The organism is uncultured Campylobacter sp. (genome assembly GCF_938030685.1).
Taxonomy (GTDB): Bacteria; Campylobacterota; Campylobacteria; order Campylobacterales; family Campylobacteraceae; genus Campylobacter_B.
In genome coordinates this window covers 1-15,334 of record NZ_CALHHX010000124.1, presented here as the reverse complement: position 1 = coordinate 15,334, position 15,334 = coordinate 1, and the positions used below count along the sequence as shown (strand labels likewise).

The window sequence follows — 15,334 nt, the reverse complement described above, 5'->3', positions numbered from 1 at the left end:
AGCCGCGTTTAGGCTCGCTGCGAGCGCAACTGAAGTTAAAATAGCTTTTTTCATTTTTTTCCTTTGCAAAAAATTCTGCGCATTGTAGTGCAAAATTTTAAATTTTTACTTTTTCAAATAGCGTTTATTGTCGATCGTCACGATATTTCCCATTTTATCTAGGTACTCGAGGTAGCAGATTACGAATTTCCTGCTAAGCCCCAGCTCCTCTTTGGCGTTCGTGACGTTTACGAAGCCCTCTTTTTCGATGATCGCGTAGAGGCGCTTGATCGCCAGGGCTAAATTTTCAGTCTCGACGAAGAGATTGTGCGCGAGACGGACGACTTTTTTGGCGTAGGTTAGCTTCTTTAGCGCGTCATCGCCGCTACTGCGGTCGATCTCCAGCTCGTCATATACGTTATAGGGCGCGAGAGGCGCTATGCCGCCTTTTTTAATGAGATCAAAAATTTTACTCTCCAGGCTCTGTTTGAGTGCGTCAAAATCTACCCCCGATTTTACGTAAACTCCGCCCTTTTTGGAGACGATGCTGCCTCGCTCAAGCTCGCTAAGCGCGCGCGCGGCGAGCTCTTCGCTAGCCCACGAGAGCTTTAGAGCGATCGAGGCGGGCGAAAAGATCGCGTAGTCGTTTTTTGAGACGATAAATTTTATGAGATTTTTTACGTCCTCGATCGCACTTAGATCGTAAACGCATAAATTTGCCTCGTCAAAATACGTCCCTTCTAAGCCGCGCGCGATCTTTACCGCTTCGTCGTACTCCATCCCGAAGCGCTGATACGCCGAAAATAGCCCGAATCCATGCTTGTGAAAGCCGCTTAGAATTTTAAACGCCTCGGTGAAATTTCGCTTCAAAAGCGCGGTTAGAAGCACGGCTTTGCTCTGCTTTTTTAGCGGCTCGACCACGGCGTTTAGCACGCGCCCGCCGCCGATTACGCGCGAGTTTGCCAAGCATACGAAGGGCTCATTGAATTTCAAAAACATCGTTTTGTCAAATTTAAAGCTTACGAGCTTCTCGCCGCTTGGAAGTTCCTTTAAAATGAGCGCTTTTGCCGCGCTTTGCTTACTTCCGACGCAAAATAGCATGTCTTGATTATGCGAAATTTCGCCGCTAAAGGTGCAGTCGGCTTCGTTAAAGCCGCGGAAAAACCCCTTTTTGCTTAGGATTTGCCCCTTTTGCAGCTCGCTCGTTTTGGCGTCCAAGCTCAGCGCGACGCGGTTTGGAGCCTGCGCTAGCGGCGTGTCCTCGTCGTGGATCTGCACGCTTTTGACGTTAAAAATTTTACCCAGATCGCAATTATAAAGCTTCTCGCCCTTTGAAATCGCGCCGTTAATGAGGCTGCCCGTTACGATGGTGCCGAGTCCTTTTAGCGAAAAGACGCGGTCGATGTAGTAGTGCACCACGCCGCCTCCTTGGCGCTGCGCGGGCTTGATATTAAAGAGATAATTTTTCAGCTCGGCGATGCTTGCGGGATCCTTGATGCTGATAAAAAAGGTGTTTAAAATTTGCAAATCCTTAAATTTACTGATGTATTCCTTGCACTGCGCCGCGACCTCCGCCTTGCGCGCGTCGTCAGCAAGATCGCACTTGCTGATACACAAAATCACGCTTTTTACCCCGAGCAGCGATAAAATTTGAATATGCTCGCGGCTTTGCGGCATCAGCCCGTCGTCCGCAGCGACTACCAGCATCGCAGCGTCGAAGGCATACGCGCCGCTAATCATCGTCTTTACTAGATTTTCATGCCCCGGAACGTCGATGAAAGCGACGTTGGTATCCCCCGAGCGCAGATGCGAAAAGCTAAGATCGATCGTGATGCCGCGCTGCTTTTCGCTCGGCATCCGGTCCCCTTCAAAGCCGTTTAGCGCCTTGATTAACGCAGTCTTTCCGTGATCGATATGGCCTGCGGTGCCGATGATTACGCTATTCATAAATTTCTCCGATCTTTTTTATTAAATCTTGCAAGTCGCTTTTTAAAATCGATCTGAAATCGAGCAAAAATTTATCATCCTCGATCCGCCCGATTATACCCGCAGCGCGAAATTTTGCCTGCGTGCTCTGTGGATCTGCGCCGTCAAGTATCGCAAGCGCGACGCTAGGGTATGAGGCGCCGGGCATCGTGCCGCCGCCTACGAAGGTGGTAGTAGGCACGATCTGCGATTTTACGCCGATGCGCGATCGCACTAGCTCCGCTCGCTCACGCAGCTCGTCCAGGCTTAGATGGATCTGATCTATCGTCGTGATGAGGTGAAATTCTTTATTTATATACGCCTTGATCGTCTCGGCAAGCAGGCTTAGCGTGATCTTGTCCACGCGCAGCATTCGCAGTAGCTGGTTTTTGCGCAGGCGCGTGATAAGCTTGCGATCCCCTAGGATGATGCCGCACTGCACGGAGCCGAAGAGCTTGTCGCCGCTAAAGCTAAGCAGCCGCACGCCGCTTTTTAAAAGCTCAAAAATAGATGGCTCGCTTTTGCTTAGCCCAAATCCCAGCTCGCTTACGTAGCCGCTTCCAAGATCGTAATAATCGATGATCTCGTTAAAGTTTTCTGCTTTTTTCATGCTAAATTTTGCGGGGTAAATTTTAGAAATTTCGCTCTCGCCGCCTTCATAAAAACGCTCGCTATTTACGGACGGCTCGCCGCTATTTAAATTTAGAGCATTCGCAGAGCCTGCCGCTAAGCTTAAACCATTCGGCGCAGAATTTAAAATTTCGCCGTCCGTGTCCGAAGAGCCGCCGCAAAGATCTGCTAAATTTTTAAAGCTTGCCGCTCTAAGTGCTAAAAATTCTCTTTTTGCCTGTGAGGCGCGACGTGCGAGAGCCGCAACTTCCGCAGCGCTTACGCTCGAGCTAAAGCCCGAAATTTTAAAATTTGAGCGGTGCACCTTCATCAAGATCGCCGTATTTTCATTGATCGCTTCTTCGTAATCGTCCGGCTTGGTTTTGTTCGTAGTGCCGATCTCTGTGAGCTTTGCGCCAGAGTTTGCCATCACTTCGCTTACTCGAAAGCTCCCGCCGATCTCTACTAGCTCGCCGCGGCTTACCACGACTTCGCGTCCGCGCGCGAAGGTATTTAGCACCAAAAAGACCGCCGCAGCGTTATTGTTGACCACGAGTGCGTCCTGCGCGCCGAAGAGCTCGCTACACAAAAGCGCTATGTAGTCGTATCTATTGCCGCGCGCGCCTTCTGATAGGTCGTATTCTAAATTTGAATACGAGGTGATGATCTTTTGCGCGCGGGCTAAAATTTCGGCGCCAATGACGCTGCGGCCGAGGTTTGTGTGTAGCACGACGCCGGTTGCGTTGATAAGCGGCTTAAGGCTTAAGTTTTGAAATTTTTCGTAGCGCGATTTGATGCGCGCGATGATCTCGCTTTCGCTTGCGAGCTCGCCTCCTTGCAGCGCCTTTTCGCGCTCCTGCCCGATGAGCTCTTGCGCGATTTTGATGATTTGCGGGCGGAGGCAGTTTTGAAACTCCTGCGCGTTTGCGATTTTGTCGATTTTGGGTAGTTTGATTCGTTGCATTGCGACCCCGATGCCTTAAAATTTAGGCGATTTTATCATTTAAAGCTTTGATTTTGCTTTATCTATAGAATTATTAATTTAAATTCGATTTACTTTAAGTGCAGAATTTAAAAGCTGTTTAGAAAATAAGAGTAAAACCCGCCTAATTATCAATTTAGGATAGATTATGAAAGAACATGGATTTTACGCCGCGGGGCTAAAGGATGTCGTCTTAAGCGACGATATCGAAATTCGCGGCGATGAAGAGGAGGCGAAAAATGAGGAATTTATCGTTGCCAATTCGCCGAAACTAAAAGCGCAAATTTATGCGCCCGAGATAAATTTTTATATAGAAAATTCCGCAGATGAGCCGCTACAAATCGCTAAAAACGTAGATATTTTGTATCGCGCCAAAGATATCGCCTTCGACGGTGCGCTAGATAGCGACTATCAAAAGCCCGTCGGCAAAAACGTGATTCTTGCCTGTGATGAGCCACGAGAGGAGCTTGTGGAGCTACTTAGGCAGCACGGATTTAAGGTGATCGTGTTAAGCAGGGCTGAGATAAAGTTCGTCTATGGCGAGATTGGCGATCTTGCGGTTACGATTTTAAGCGAGCGGGATGAGGTTGAGACTGAGGCGGATTTTTTCTTGATTAGCGGCGCGGCGCCCTATCAATTGCGACAAAGCGGCTGCTACGAGATTTCGGGGCTAAAAGACGATGAAATTTTAGAAATTTTAAATTCCAAAAGCCCGGTTTATCATTATAAGAATTCCACGATCTTCGATCCTGCGATTTGCCAGTATCAAGGTAGGCGAAATGAGCTGCGAGCGCCATGCGCGGAGATTTGCCCCACAGTGGCGATTTTGAAAAACGACGAAAAGCGCGAGTTAGTATTTTCGCATATCGACTGCATCGGTTGCGGCGCGTGCGTGAGCGTCTGTCCTAGCGGCGCGCTGAAATTTGCCAAGCTGCCCCAAAGAGTATTTGGCGAGATCGCAAAGCTCTATGCAGGCAAAATTCCGCTTCTCATCGCAGAGAGCGAAATCGCATCCGCACCTGCAGTGCAGCTTCCGTGCGGCGTGTTACCGTTTGGAATTTTTGGAAGCAAGCAAATAGATGAGGCAAATTTGCTAAGCGCGATGCAGGAAAGCGGCTCGAGCGTGATCGTTTACGGCGCAGACGTGGGCGAGAGCACGCGCGAAGCGGTGGAGCTTATCAATGGAATTTCGCGCGCGATCTACGGCAAGGACGCGGTATTTTTAGCGCGAAATTTAATCGAGCTACAAGAGGCGCTAAAGCAGGCGCAAAGTTCTCAGCTGTGGGCGTTTAGCCTAAACGAGCAGGGCCTTAGCAAGAAAGAAATTTTTTCCAAACGCGTAAGCGCAATGGTTGGCGAGGGCAGCTTCGGCGCCGTAAAAAGTGGAGAGTTGCTAAAATTTGGCAAAGTAAACATAAACGAAGCAAGCTGCACGCTATGCCTTAGCTGCGTGGGTGCCTGTAATACCGGCGCGCTGTATGCCGATAACAGCGACAATTCGATTAAGCTCAACGCTTCGCTTTGCACGACATGCAACTACTGCGTGTTAAGCTGCGCCGAAAAGGATACGATCGAGCTTCAGCCTTGCGGCGTGGAGCTTGAGCCTGGATTTTTTAATTACAAAATGCTAGCAAAAGACGAGCTTTTTAAATGCATCGAGTGCGGTAAGGAATTTGCGACGAGCAAAGCCGTGATGAAGATCGCGGATATGATGGGTGCGCATTTTGCAAACGAGCCTGAAAAGATGAAGACTCTTTTTTGCTGCGGCGATTGCAAGGCGAAAATAATGATAAAAAAGCAGATAGAAGATGCTAGAAAAGGGGCAATGTAATGGATGCGAATCTACTTCAAGCAAGAAGCTACTACTACGAATTTTTTGCAATTCCGTTTTTTTTCTATGAAACGGATGCGAAATTTAAGCGTTGGAAGGAGCAGCTGGAGTTTTTACGCAGCTCGCCCATTGTGCCTAGCGATGAGGCGGAATTTCAAAATTTGGCGAAATTCGATTTTGCAGCGTTTAAAAGCGAGCAAAATTCCGTACTTTTTGATTTTTCATACGCCAATGTGCCGATGAGTGCGAGCTTCTACGACGAAGGACGCGACGATGGGCGTATGCGTGTCGCGGTAATCGACGTGCTAAAAAAGAGTAAATTTCGCCGCAATATGGAGCTTTGCAAAGAGTGCGAGGACTATGTGGGATTTATTTTTTACCTGCATTCGACTCTGCTGCGCGACGCGGCTGCAAAACACAGCGCGGTTTTAAACGGACAAAATTCCGTGGCAAATGAGCAAAATTTTACGAATAGCGCGAGCTTGACGGCGCAAGACGGAAAAAATTCTGCAGGTTTGCATGGCAGTAAAAATTTTACGGACTCGCAGAATGGCAAAAATGCTGCGAACTCGCAATGCGCTAAAAATTTCGTCGGCGCGCAAGACGGTGAAGCGCTGGCGTTAGAGCTTTTTACGAATGTCACCAATAGCTTTGTGGATGAGTTTAGCGAGCTTTTGTGCGGGCATGTGCGGGCGGATTTTTTCAAATCATTAGGCGCACTAATGAGAAGCTTTTTTGCGCTTGAGCGCTCGCTTTTAGCGCTTGCCGCTCCGCAAAAGAAAGATCGCAGCGTCGTTAAAGAAGCGATCAAAAAAGGTGGCTATCAAAATAAATTTACCAATCCGGAAGATATTTTTGATCTGGATTGATAAATAAAATTTTTAACCGAAATCTTAACGCAAAAGCAGAATTTCGGTTAAATTTTAAACTCGCAAACTCTAGTTTTGCGAGTAGTTTTTTAGTTAGAACTTTATATTTTGAATTTTAAATAAAATTTAAAAAGTAACTTAAAATTTAATTTCCATCTCACTGCCTTTTCGTTATAATTCACTAGACTTAAATCCTGTAACAGGCGTTACTACAATAAAAGATTTAAAGCGATTTCTTCACAAAGGAAAATCATGGAGAACAAACGCAGGGATTTTCTTAAAAAATCTCTAAAAATCGGCGCAGTAGGTGCCGTGGGCATTGCCGCATCTCAGGCTCTAGCAAAAAATGAGCAGGATTACGGCGATACCGTTCGTGGCAAATCGCCGAAAAAAGAGGTGCTTTACTGGGAGAGTGAAGCGTGGAAAAAATACTATAAAGTAGCTTACTAGGAGAATTTTCATGAGTGAGAATGCGATCGGAAGGAGATCGTTTTTGAAACTCGCCGCTTTAGGAGCGAGCAGCGTAGCTGCGTTTGGCGAAAATAATACGCTAAGAGCCGCTACTGAGCAAGAGATCAAAAACCCATTTCCAGGTTCCGTTATGAAGCGAACGATATGTTCGATCTGTTCCGTAGGCTGCGGTATCGAGGCTCAAGTGGATGAGAGCACCAATACCTGGATTCGCCAAGATATGGCAGTAGATCACCCGATCTCGCAGGGCAGTCACTGCTGTAAGGGAATCGATCAAATCGATCTAACCAAATCTAAAATGCGTCTTAAATACCCGCTCAAAAAGGTTGGTGGCAAGTGGGAGCGCATAAGTTGGGAGCAAGCCGTTAACGAAATCGGCGATAAAATGCTTCAAGTCCGCAAAGAGGACGGTCCAGATAGTGTGGTATTTCTGGGTTCGGCTAAATTTTGCAACGAGCAGGCATATTATTTTAGAAAATTTGCAGCCTTTTGGGGTACGAACAGCAACGACCACGTAGCTAGAATTTGACATAGCGCAACAGTCGCCGGTGTGGCGAATACTTGGGGTTATGGAGCTATGACAAATCACGTAGGTGATATGGCGAAAAATTCTAAAATGATCCTTTTCATAGGTGCGAATTCCGCGGTTGCAAATCCCGTGGGGGCTATGAAGCATGCTCTTCAAGCTCGCGATAGAAATGGCGCAAAAATCGTCGTCGTCGATCCAAATTTTACTAGAACTGCGGCTAAGGCCGATATGTATATTAGAATTCGTCCGGGAACTGATATAGCGTTTGTGTACGGAATGCTGCATCTAATCTTTAAAAACGGCTGGGAAGATAAGGAGCTAATAAAAACCAGAACCTACGCTGTAGAGGAGATTAGAGCCGAAGCTGAGAAGTGGGATCCTAAAGAGGTAGCCAATGTCACCGGCTGCAAAGAAGAGGAGCTAATAGAATTTACGAGGATGTTCGCTACCACAAAGCCCGCTACTTTATGCTGGGCGCTCGGTATCACGCAGCACTCGATCGGTAGCTCAAATACTAGAATTTTGGCTCTTTTGCAGCTCATACTAGGCAATATGGGCAAGCCGGGCGGCGGCTGCAACATCCTTAGAGGCCATGATAATGTTCAGGGCGCTACCGATATGTGCAATCTCTCCGATAGCTTGCCTGCATATTATGGGTTAGCCGATAACGCCTGGAAGCACTTCTGCAAGGGCTGGGGCGTAGATTACGAGCAGTTTATTAAAAGATTTGCCGTCTCTACTAAGCAGCCGCACGAAAAGCAGGGTGAAAAAGTGCCTGGTACGAATTTTACCGAGTATTTTCACTACGATCCGAGCATCGAGCAAGACGTGATAAACTGGCGCAACGAAAAGGGCTTTTCGCTATCTAAATGGTGGCAGGGCGTTTTGAAGAACGAGCCCGTTTTAAGTAGTGGCAATGTCCGCGTTCTTTGGGTGCAAGGCACAGGAATTACTTCTATGGCTCATGTTCGCGAGACTCAAGAAGCATTAGGTAAGATCGATATGCTGGTAGTCGCCGAGCCGTTCTTAAACGAAGTAGCGATTCTAAACGATAGACCGGATGGAATTTATGTTTTGCCGGTAGCTACGCAGTTTGAAAGCGAAGGTCATCTAAGCGCTACAAACCGTAGCGGTCAGTGGAGAACTCAGATCGTTAAGCCGCTATTTGAGAGCAAAGAGGATCAAGAAGTAATGTTTTTATTCGCGAAAAAATTCGGCTTTTACGACGAATACGTTCGCGGCATGAAGATGGGCATCGTTGATGGCGAGCTTAAGCAGGTTAAAGACGATTTTGTTTGGCCTGACGACGCTACCGATGAGATTGCACGCAATACTCAAAGTATTGGAAATAACGGACGCACCGCAGCTAGATTTCGCAGACAGCAGAAGAACTGGCATCTATTTGATCCCGATACTTTGCGCGGCATAGGTGGCGAGGTCGAGGGCGAATATTACGGGCTTCCATGGCCTTGCTGGGATACGCAACACCCGGGCACGCCGATTCTTTACGACGTAACTAAGCCTTATGCCGACGGCGGTATGGGATTTAGAAACCGCTTCGGCTTAGAACACGACGGCGTTTCGCAGCTAGCCGACGAGAGCATTACTCTTCCGGGATCAAAAATTCAAGGCGGTCATGCAGAGATTACCAAGGCAAATATCGAGCAGGTTTTAGGCATCACGCTAAACGAGGAAGAGAAAGCCAAGATGGGGCCTACGTGGAGCACAGATTATAGCGGCATTATCGCCAAAAAATGTCGCGAGTTTGGAATTTGTCCTTGCGGAAACGCAAGAGCCAGAGCCAAGGTTTGGCAGTTTGCGGATCAAATTCCAAAGCATCGCGAACCGATTCACTCGCCTAGATGGGATTTGGTAGAGAAATATCCGACCTTTGCGGATCAAAAACGAAATTTCCGCGTCTTTACGAGATTTATCTCCGAGCAGAAAAAGCAGGATTGGAGCAAGGACTTCCCTACTATCGTAAGCTCGTTAAGGCTTGTAAATTTAAGCGGTGCGGGCATGATTGAGCGCACGAGCAAGTATCTTTCAGCGATTACTCCGGAGATGTTTGCGCACGTAAATCCTAAGCTTGCCGCTGATAAAGGTATCAAAGATGGTGAGATGATGTGGATTCATTCGCCGCAAGGCACGAAGATCAAAGTCAAGTGCATCTATTCGCACGCCGTTACGCCTGATCGTATTGTTATGCCGTATAACTTCGCGGGAATTTTTCAGGGCGAGGATCTAAGCGAGCGCTATCCTGAGGGTACTAAGCCATATATCAGAGGCGAGAGCTCAAATACGATTACCAACTACGGCTTTGACATAAATACGCAAATTTCGGAATTTAACGCCGGTCTTTGCAGACTAGAAAGAGCATAAGGAGATAAAATGCCGGCAAGATTAAAATTTTACGTCGATGTCGAGCGTTGCATCGCTTGCTATGGTTGCCAGGTAGCCTGCAGCTCGGCGCACGAGGTTCCCGTGCAGATCAATAGGCGCAAGGTCATCACTTTAAACGAGGGCATAGAGGGGCAGGAGGTTTCAAGCTCTATCGCTTGCCAACACTGCACCGATGCGCCTTGCGCGCAGGTTTGTCCGGTTCAATGCTTCTATATCAGAACCGACGGCGTCGTTTTACACGACAAAGATAAATGTATCGGCTGTGGATATTGCCTCTACGCGTGTCCGTTCGGCGCTCCGCAATTCCCTAGAGACGGAGCTTTCGGTATTAAAGGTGCGATGGATAAGTGTACTATGTGCGCGGGTGGACCGGAGCCTACGTTTTCGCACGAAGAGCTACATAAATACGGCCAAAACCGCATCGCAGAGGGCAAGGTTCCGATTTGTGCGGCGATCTGTTGCACGAACGCTCTAATCGTGGGCGACGCGAGCAGAGTTTCGGAGGTTTATCGCAAGCGCGTACTTACGCGCGGCGTGAGCCTATAAGATTGTGGAATTTTAAACTCCTCCGGTTTTAAAATTCCGTCTCTTTTCGCAGAAATTTCAACCGAGCGACGGCTTTAAATTTAGCGGTCGCTCGGCGCGAAATTTTATTTGAAAATCTCCGCTCCTGCGTATCGATCGTTATATTATTTCAAAAAATCACTCCTTACTGACATTAAAATTTTAAATTTATGCTACAATCACTCAAATTTAGGATTTGAAATCTTAAGCGAAAGGATCCGTCTTGAAAAATAAAATTTCACTTTTTTTGGTCATTTCGGCGTTTTTGATTTTTACAGGTTGCTCTAAAAACGTGCCCGTAAATAGCGGTATTGTGCGCACTTCCGAGCCGCTTCACATTATGGAATTTCCGCAGGATAAGCTCATAAGCGTAAATTTCACCAATACCTCTACGACGGATTCAAATTTAACCCAAGTAATGATCCAGCATCTGCGCATGGACGGATTTAAGGTCGTAAATAAAAGCGCGGCGAACGTCCAAATCGGCGGCAATCTCAACTACTTCCGCAAGGCGGATTTTTCGCGTAGATCGTGGGATAATCCGAGATTTAGCTTCGGTATGGGATTTGGCAGATATTACAGATATACGGGCGTGGGCGTGGGCTGGGGGATGCCGTTTGGTTATGATCCTTGGGACGACGACGATTATTACAGAGATTATTTCTACGACTCGCAGATTAGCCTCTACATAAGCGTTAAAAACAAAGGCGCTTGGAAGGATTACGTAACTAATCTCAATTACCAAAGTATCAAAAATCCAGGCTCTAAAGACTCGGTAATGGATGCGCTAAATTTTAAAATTTACGAATATATTAGACAACTGATTAAGCAGGGAAGATGATAGTAAAAGAGAATAAAAAGCCCGTAGCGATGACGCTGGCGGGGTCGGCGATTTTGGCGCTTGCTAGCGGATATTGCTACCACGCGGGCTTTGGCGGCGCGGCGCTTTTTGCTTCCGTAGTGGCGGCATTTTGCGCGTTTTTTTGCGCGCTCAGACTTGGCGCTAAAAATTATTTGCAGATCGGCGAGGATGCTTTTACGATCGTGCGCGGCGCAAATTCCGAGAGCTTCGAATACAAAGATATCGCAAATTTAGGCACCAAAACCTTCGTCGCAGGCAGAAACAAAACGGAGCTTTTAAATTTTGTATTCAAAAAAATGCCGCAGGCGCAGGACCGCTTTAATTTTTTACGATTTTACAGCGACACGGAGGCCACGCTGCCGGGCTCGTTTGAAATTTCAATCTACGAGCTGAGCAAAATTTTACGCGAAAAAGCGGGTCTTTCGCAAAGCTCTGAGGAAGAGCAAGCCGCTCCAAAGACTCGCAAGGGCGCTAAGAGTTCTAAAAAAAGCGCGAGTAGCGCTAAAAATTTTGAAGCTAAAAACCTCCGCGATGAGAATTCCGCTTCGCAAAATTCCAGCGGCGCACAAAATTTAGATGAAAATTTAGGCGCGCAGAATTTCGGCGTGGCGCAGGATTTCGCCGCGCAAAATTCTAATGGCGCCGCCGATTCAAACGGCGCGCAGAATTTGAAGGGCGCTTCAAATTTAAACAAACAAAGCTCCGCCGCGCCGAATAATACAGTTTCTTCAAATAATGCCGCTGCGGGTGAAAATTTCACAGGCGCCGAGAATCCCGCGCCTAAAATTTCCGCGGGCGATAATGAGCCTGGCGCTGCGCCCGAAAGTACGGCGGTAGCTGACTCCGATACCGCCGATGCCGCGATGCAAAGCTCCGCCTGCGAAAGTAAAAATAAGTAGGCAGGCGCGGTCTTGAACTCCTTGCCGATCGGAATTTTCTTGCAAGGAGCCGCGCTGATGCTCTCGCTCATCGTCGCGATTGGCGCGCAAAATATCTTCGTCATCTCCCAAGGTCTTGCAAAAAACCACGTCGCGGCGGTTTGCACGGTCTGCGCGCTAAGCGATGCCGTATTTACGGCCGTAGGGATATTTTTAATTGGCGGCACCCTTAAGCAGGGCTCGTTTCTTACCCAAATTTTAAGCATAGGCGGGATCATATTTCTGCTCTGCTACGCGCTAAGCTCGTTTTTTAGCGCCTACAAGGGCTCGCATTTTGCCAAGATCCAAAACTCGGCAAATAGCCCGCTAGCGCCCGTCGTAGCCAAAGCCCTTGCGGTTACGCTTTTAAATCCGCATGTGTATTTAGACACCGTCGTGGTCGTGGGTTCGCTCGGCGCTACGATCGCAGATGCACAAAAGCCGTGGTTTTACGTGGGAGTTATGTTCGTATCGTTTGCGTGGTTTTTCGGCTTGGGCTACGGCTCGCGGGCGCTTTCGAAGCTTTTTGCAAGCAGCAGAGCATGGCGCATAATCGACGCGCTCGTGGGAGTTTTGATGCTGTATATGGCGTATCTGATCGCGAAGTTTGTCTTTAAAATTTAAAATTTCACGCTAAAATTCCGCATTCTTGATAAAGGATCTATGATGAAAATTGAAATTGAAAGCGGGCTCGAACTAAAAGAGGCCTTGTGGCGCGTAGAGAAAGCTCTGCGACTAGTGACCGACAAGGATGGCAAAATCACATCGAGCGCGACGCTTTACGTGGGCAAACATTCGCTTTTAAATTTACTCGATACCAACCAGATCGAAAATATCCAAAACGCCTATGCGCGCGCCAGGACGGAATTTCGCGCGGAGATGCTGGGCGTGCTGGAGGGCTTTTTATCTCAAGAGGATGCCGAGAAAGATCCGGAATACGCGCTATTTAATCAGCTCTACCAGATGGCGATGACCGCGGGCAGAAAGAGCGATATCTTTATCCACGTCCAAGGCATCAGCGAAAACGAGGTCGTGCTGCGCGTCTATCAGCGCTTCGAGCTGGAGAGCGGCGAGACAATCTATTACGCAGGCGGTGAGTTTAGCTACAATCTGGATGAAAATTTCGGCAAGATTTATCGCTACGAAATCTGATTTTAGCGGTGCGGCGTGAGATCAGGTGCCTCTTCGATCGTAAATATTACGTCCGCATTATGCTTCTTTGCTGCAAGGTGCATAAATCTAAACGCTAAAAATACGCGGCGGGCTAAATTTAGACAAACTTTCTGCTACGATAGAATTCTGCTCGGTTAAAATTTATCGTAATTCCAAATTTAAAGCTGCGTGTAAATTTTATCCTTCGATACGCAAATTTTATCCTACTGCCCACCGGCGTTCGAGTCTGACTTGTTTACGCTTGCTAAAATTTTAAGTCGAGCTCGCATAAAATTTTATTTCTTAGGCACATAAATTTTGTTGGATCGCACTTTTATGCAAAAGAAAAGATAATTAAACGAAGCCGAATTTAACCAAGGCGCGTATATAGGAAGGCGAGCTCAAAGATGATACGCTAGGTGGCGGTTTGCTGCCATTGCTTACTTTAAAAATTTTAAGCATTAATACGTGCAAAATGTAAAAACAAAGAAAGGAAAACGCAATGCTAAGTAAGAAAACTAGGATAATAAGAGCGCTGATCGGACTAGCGATAATGATCGCCGGAGCCGTGTTTAGCAGCTGGTGGGGGCTGATCGGACTAGTGCCCTTTATCGTGGGCGTCACGGGATTTTGTCCCGCTTGCTACTTTTTAAACCGCTGTTCGCTAAAGCGTTAAATTTAGCCGCAGTATGTGGTTTTGCTGTGCGCCGAGAAAATAAGCGCGATAAATTTTAGCGGCGAAGCGAGGGGCTTTAAATTTTAATTATCCGCGCTTCGCTGCGGGATGTTAAATTTAAACTAGCCCTTTAAAGCTTAAAATTTTATCGTGCAATACAAGGCGGTAAATTTAATGTGGTAAATTTAATCTCGTGCCGCCGTCAATCGGCATGCTGCTATCCGCGTAAAATTTTAGTGCGTGCCGCGCCCGGCTACAACCAAACTCTATGATTAATTACACCTAGCCTCTTAAAATTCATCTTAAATTTGCTAAAATTGCAGCAAAATTTAAAATTTAAAGGAGCCCAAATGTCAAATATCTTAATCATAGGCGCGGGCGGCGTGAGCCAAGTCGCGACCGTAAAATGCGCGATGAACGCGGACGTTTTTAGCAAGATCACCCTTGCAAGCCGCACCAAAAGCAAGTGCGACGCGATCGCTAAATTTATAAAAGACCGCCTTGGCGTGCAAATAAACACCGCGCAGATCGACGCGGACGACACCGACGCGGTCGTAAATTTAATCAAAAAAACGGGTGCGCAGCTACTGCTAAACGTCGCGCTGCCGTATCAAGACCTAGCGCTCATGGATGCGTGCTCTCGCGCCGGCATCCCATACATCGACACCGCAAACTACGAGCACCCGGGCGCCGCCAAATTTGAATACAAACTACAATGGGCGAAGGACGGCGAGTTTAAAGCCGCAAACACGATGGCGCTGCTGGGAAGCGGCTTTGATCCGGGCGTGACGAACGTATTTTGCGCCTACGCGCAGCAAAATCTCTTTGACGAGATCCATGAGATCGACATCCTAGACTGCAACGCGGGCGATCACGGCTATCCGTTTGCGACGAATTTCAACCCCGAAATCAACCTGCGCGAAGTGAGCGCAAAGGGCCGCTACTGGGAGCGCGGCGAGTGGAAAGAGACCGAGCCGATGGAAATAATGTTCAAATGGGACTACCCAAAAGTGGGCGTCAAAGATAGTTACCTGCTCTATCACGAGGAGCTCGAAAGCCTTGTTAAAAACATCAAGGGGCTAAAGCGAATCCGCTTTTTCATGACATTTGGGCAGAGCTACCTAACCCATATGAAATGCCTAGAAAACGTCGGCATGCTGCGCATCGACGAGGTAGAACACAACGGCGTCAAGATCGTGCCGATACAGTTTCTAAAAACTCTACTGCCTGATCCTGCGTCGCTAGGCCCTCGTACGAAGGGTAAAACAAACATCGGCTGCGTGATCCGCGGGCTCAAAGACGGCAAAGAGCGCCAAGTATATATCTACAACGTCTGCGACCACGAGGCTTGCTACGCAGAGACGGGCGCGCAGGCCGTTAGCTACACCACAGGCGTGCCTGCGATGATCGGCTCGATGATGGTCGCAAAAGGCATCTGGAGCGGAAAAGGCGTATTTAATATGGAAAATTTCGACGCCAAGCCTTTCATGGACGAGCTAAATAAGCAGGGCTTGCCGTGGGAGAT

The 15,334-nt window shown here is 47.7% G+C and carries 13 protein-coding genes; 11 read left to right on the top strand and 2 right to left on the bottom strand.

Annotation, left to right across the window (positions count from 1 at the left end):
* Nucleotides 1-105: 105 nt before the first annotated feature.
* Together selB and selA are read right to left on the bottom strand one after the other, a co-directional pair.
* Entirely contained in the window at nucleotides 106-1,926 is a 1,821-nt protein-coding gene (gene selB, locus Q0369_RS05895) for a selenocysteine-specific translation elongation factor (protein WP_298097293.1), read from the bottom strand.
* On the bottom strand, nucleotides 1,919-3,517 hold the full coding sequence (gene selA, locus Q0369_RS05890; protein ID WP_298097290.1) for an L-seryl-tRNA(Sec) selenium transferase: 1,599 nt from the start codon (nucleotides 3,515-3,517) through the stop codon (nucleotides 1,919-1,921). The genes selB and selA overlap by 8 nt, the downstream gene beginning before the upstream one ends.
* A 166-nt stretch (nucleotides 3,518-3,683) precedes the next feature.
* Here selA and Q0369_RS05885 point away from each other — a divergent pair, with 166 nt between their 5' ends.
* The 11 genes from Q0369_RS05885 to Q0369_RS05835 form a co-directional block, all read left to right on the top strand.
* Nucleotides 3,684-5,366, top strand: a complete 1,683-nt coding sequence (locus tag Q0369_RS05885; RefSeq protein ID WP_298097287.1) for a 4Fe-4S dicluster domain-containing protein — start codon at nucleotides 3,684-3,686, stop codon at nucleotides 5,364-5,366.
* Nucleotides 5,366-6,235, top strand: a complete 870-nt coding sequence (locus tag Q0369_RS05880) for a molecular chaperone TorD family protein (protein WP_298097284.1) — start codon at nucleotides 5,366-5,368, stop codon at nucleotides 6,233-6,235. Before Q0369_RS05885 ends, Q0369_RS05880 begins: the two co-directional genes overlap by 1 nt.
* Nucleotides 6,236-6,487: 252 nt before the next feature.
* On the top strand, nucleotides 6,488-6,685 hold the full coding sequence (locus Q0369_RS05875; protein WP_298028524.1) for a twin-arginine translocation signal domain-containing protein: 198 nt from the start codon (nucleotides 6,488-6,490) through the stop codon (nucleotides 6,683-6,685).
* 10 nt (nucleotides 6,686-6,695) lie between these two features.
* Nucleotides 6,696-9,617: a formate dehydrogenase subunit alpha gene (locus Q0369_RS05870; RefSeq protein WP_298097281.1), complete on the top strand. Its 2,922-nt coding sequence runs from the start codon at nucleotides 6,696-6,698 to the stop codon at nucleotides 9,615-9,617.
* Nucleotides 9,618-9,626: 9 nt separating this feature from the next.
* Entirely contained in the window at nucleotides 9,627-10,184 is a 558-nt protein-coding gene (gene fdh3B, locus Q0369_RS05865; RefSeq protein ID WP_297924332.1) for a formate dehydrogenase FDH3 subunit beta, read from the top strand.
* A gap of 241 nt (nucleotides 10,185-10,425) precedes the next feature.
* Entirely contained in the window at nucleotides 10,426-11,043 is a 618-nt protein-coding gene (locus Q0369_RS05860; RefSeq protein WP_298097277.1) for a hypothetical protein, read from the top strand.
* Entirely contained in the window at nucleotides 11,040-11,963 is a 924-nt protein-coding gene (locus Q0369_RS05855; RefSeq protein WP_298097274.1) for a hypothetical protein, read from the top strand. The genes Q0369_RS05860 and Q0369_RS05855 overlap by 4 nt, the downstream gene beginning before the upstream one ends.
* A gap of 12 nt (nucleotides 11,964-11,975) precedes the next feature.
* Complete coding sequence (locus Q0369_RS05850; protein ID WP_298097271.1) at nucleotides 11,976-12,605, top strand: LysE/ArgO family amino acid transporter; 630 nt, start codon at nucleotides 11,976-11,978, stop codon at nucleotides 12,603-12,605.
* A gap of 42 nt (nucleotides 12,606-12,647) precedes the next feature.
* On the top strand, nucleotides 12,648-13,133 hold the full coding sequence (locus tag Q0369_RS05845; protein WP_295151131.1) for a hypothetical protein: 486 nt from the start codon (nucleotides 12,648-12,650) through the stop codon (nucleotides 13,131-13,133).
* A gap of 502 nt (nucleotides 13,134-13,635) precedes the next feature.
* Nucleotides 13,636-13,809, top strand: coding sequence for a DUF2892 domain-containing protein (locus Q0369_RS05840; RefSeq protein WP_002952890.1), 174 nt, complete (start codon nucleotides 13,636-13,638; stop codon nucleotides 13,807-13,809).
* Nucleotides 13,810-14,159: 350 nt separating this feature from the next.
* Nucleotides 14,160-15,334, top strand: a 1,175-nt coding sequence (locus Q0369_RS05835) for a saccharopine dehydrogenase family protein (RefSeq protein ID WP_298097266.1), incomplete at its 3' end; no start/stop codon positions are given.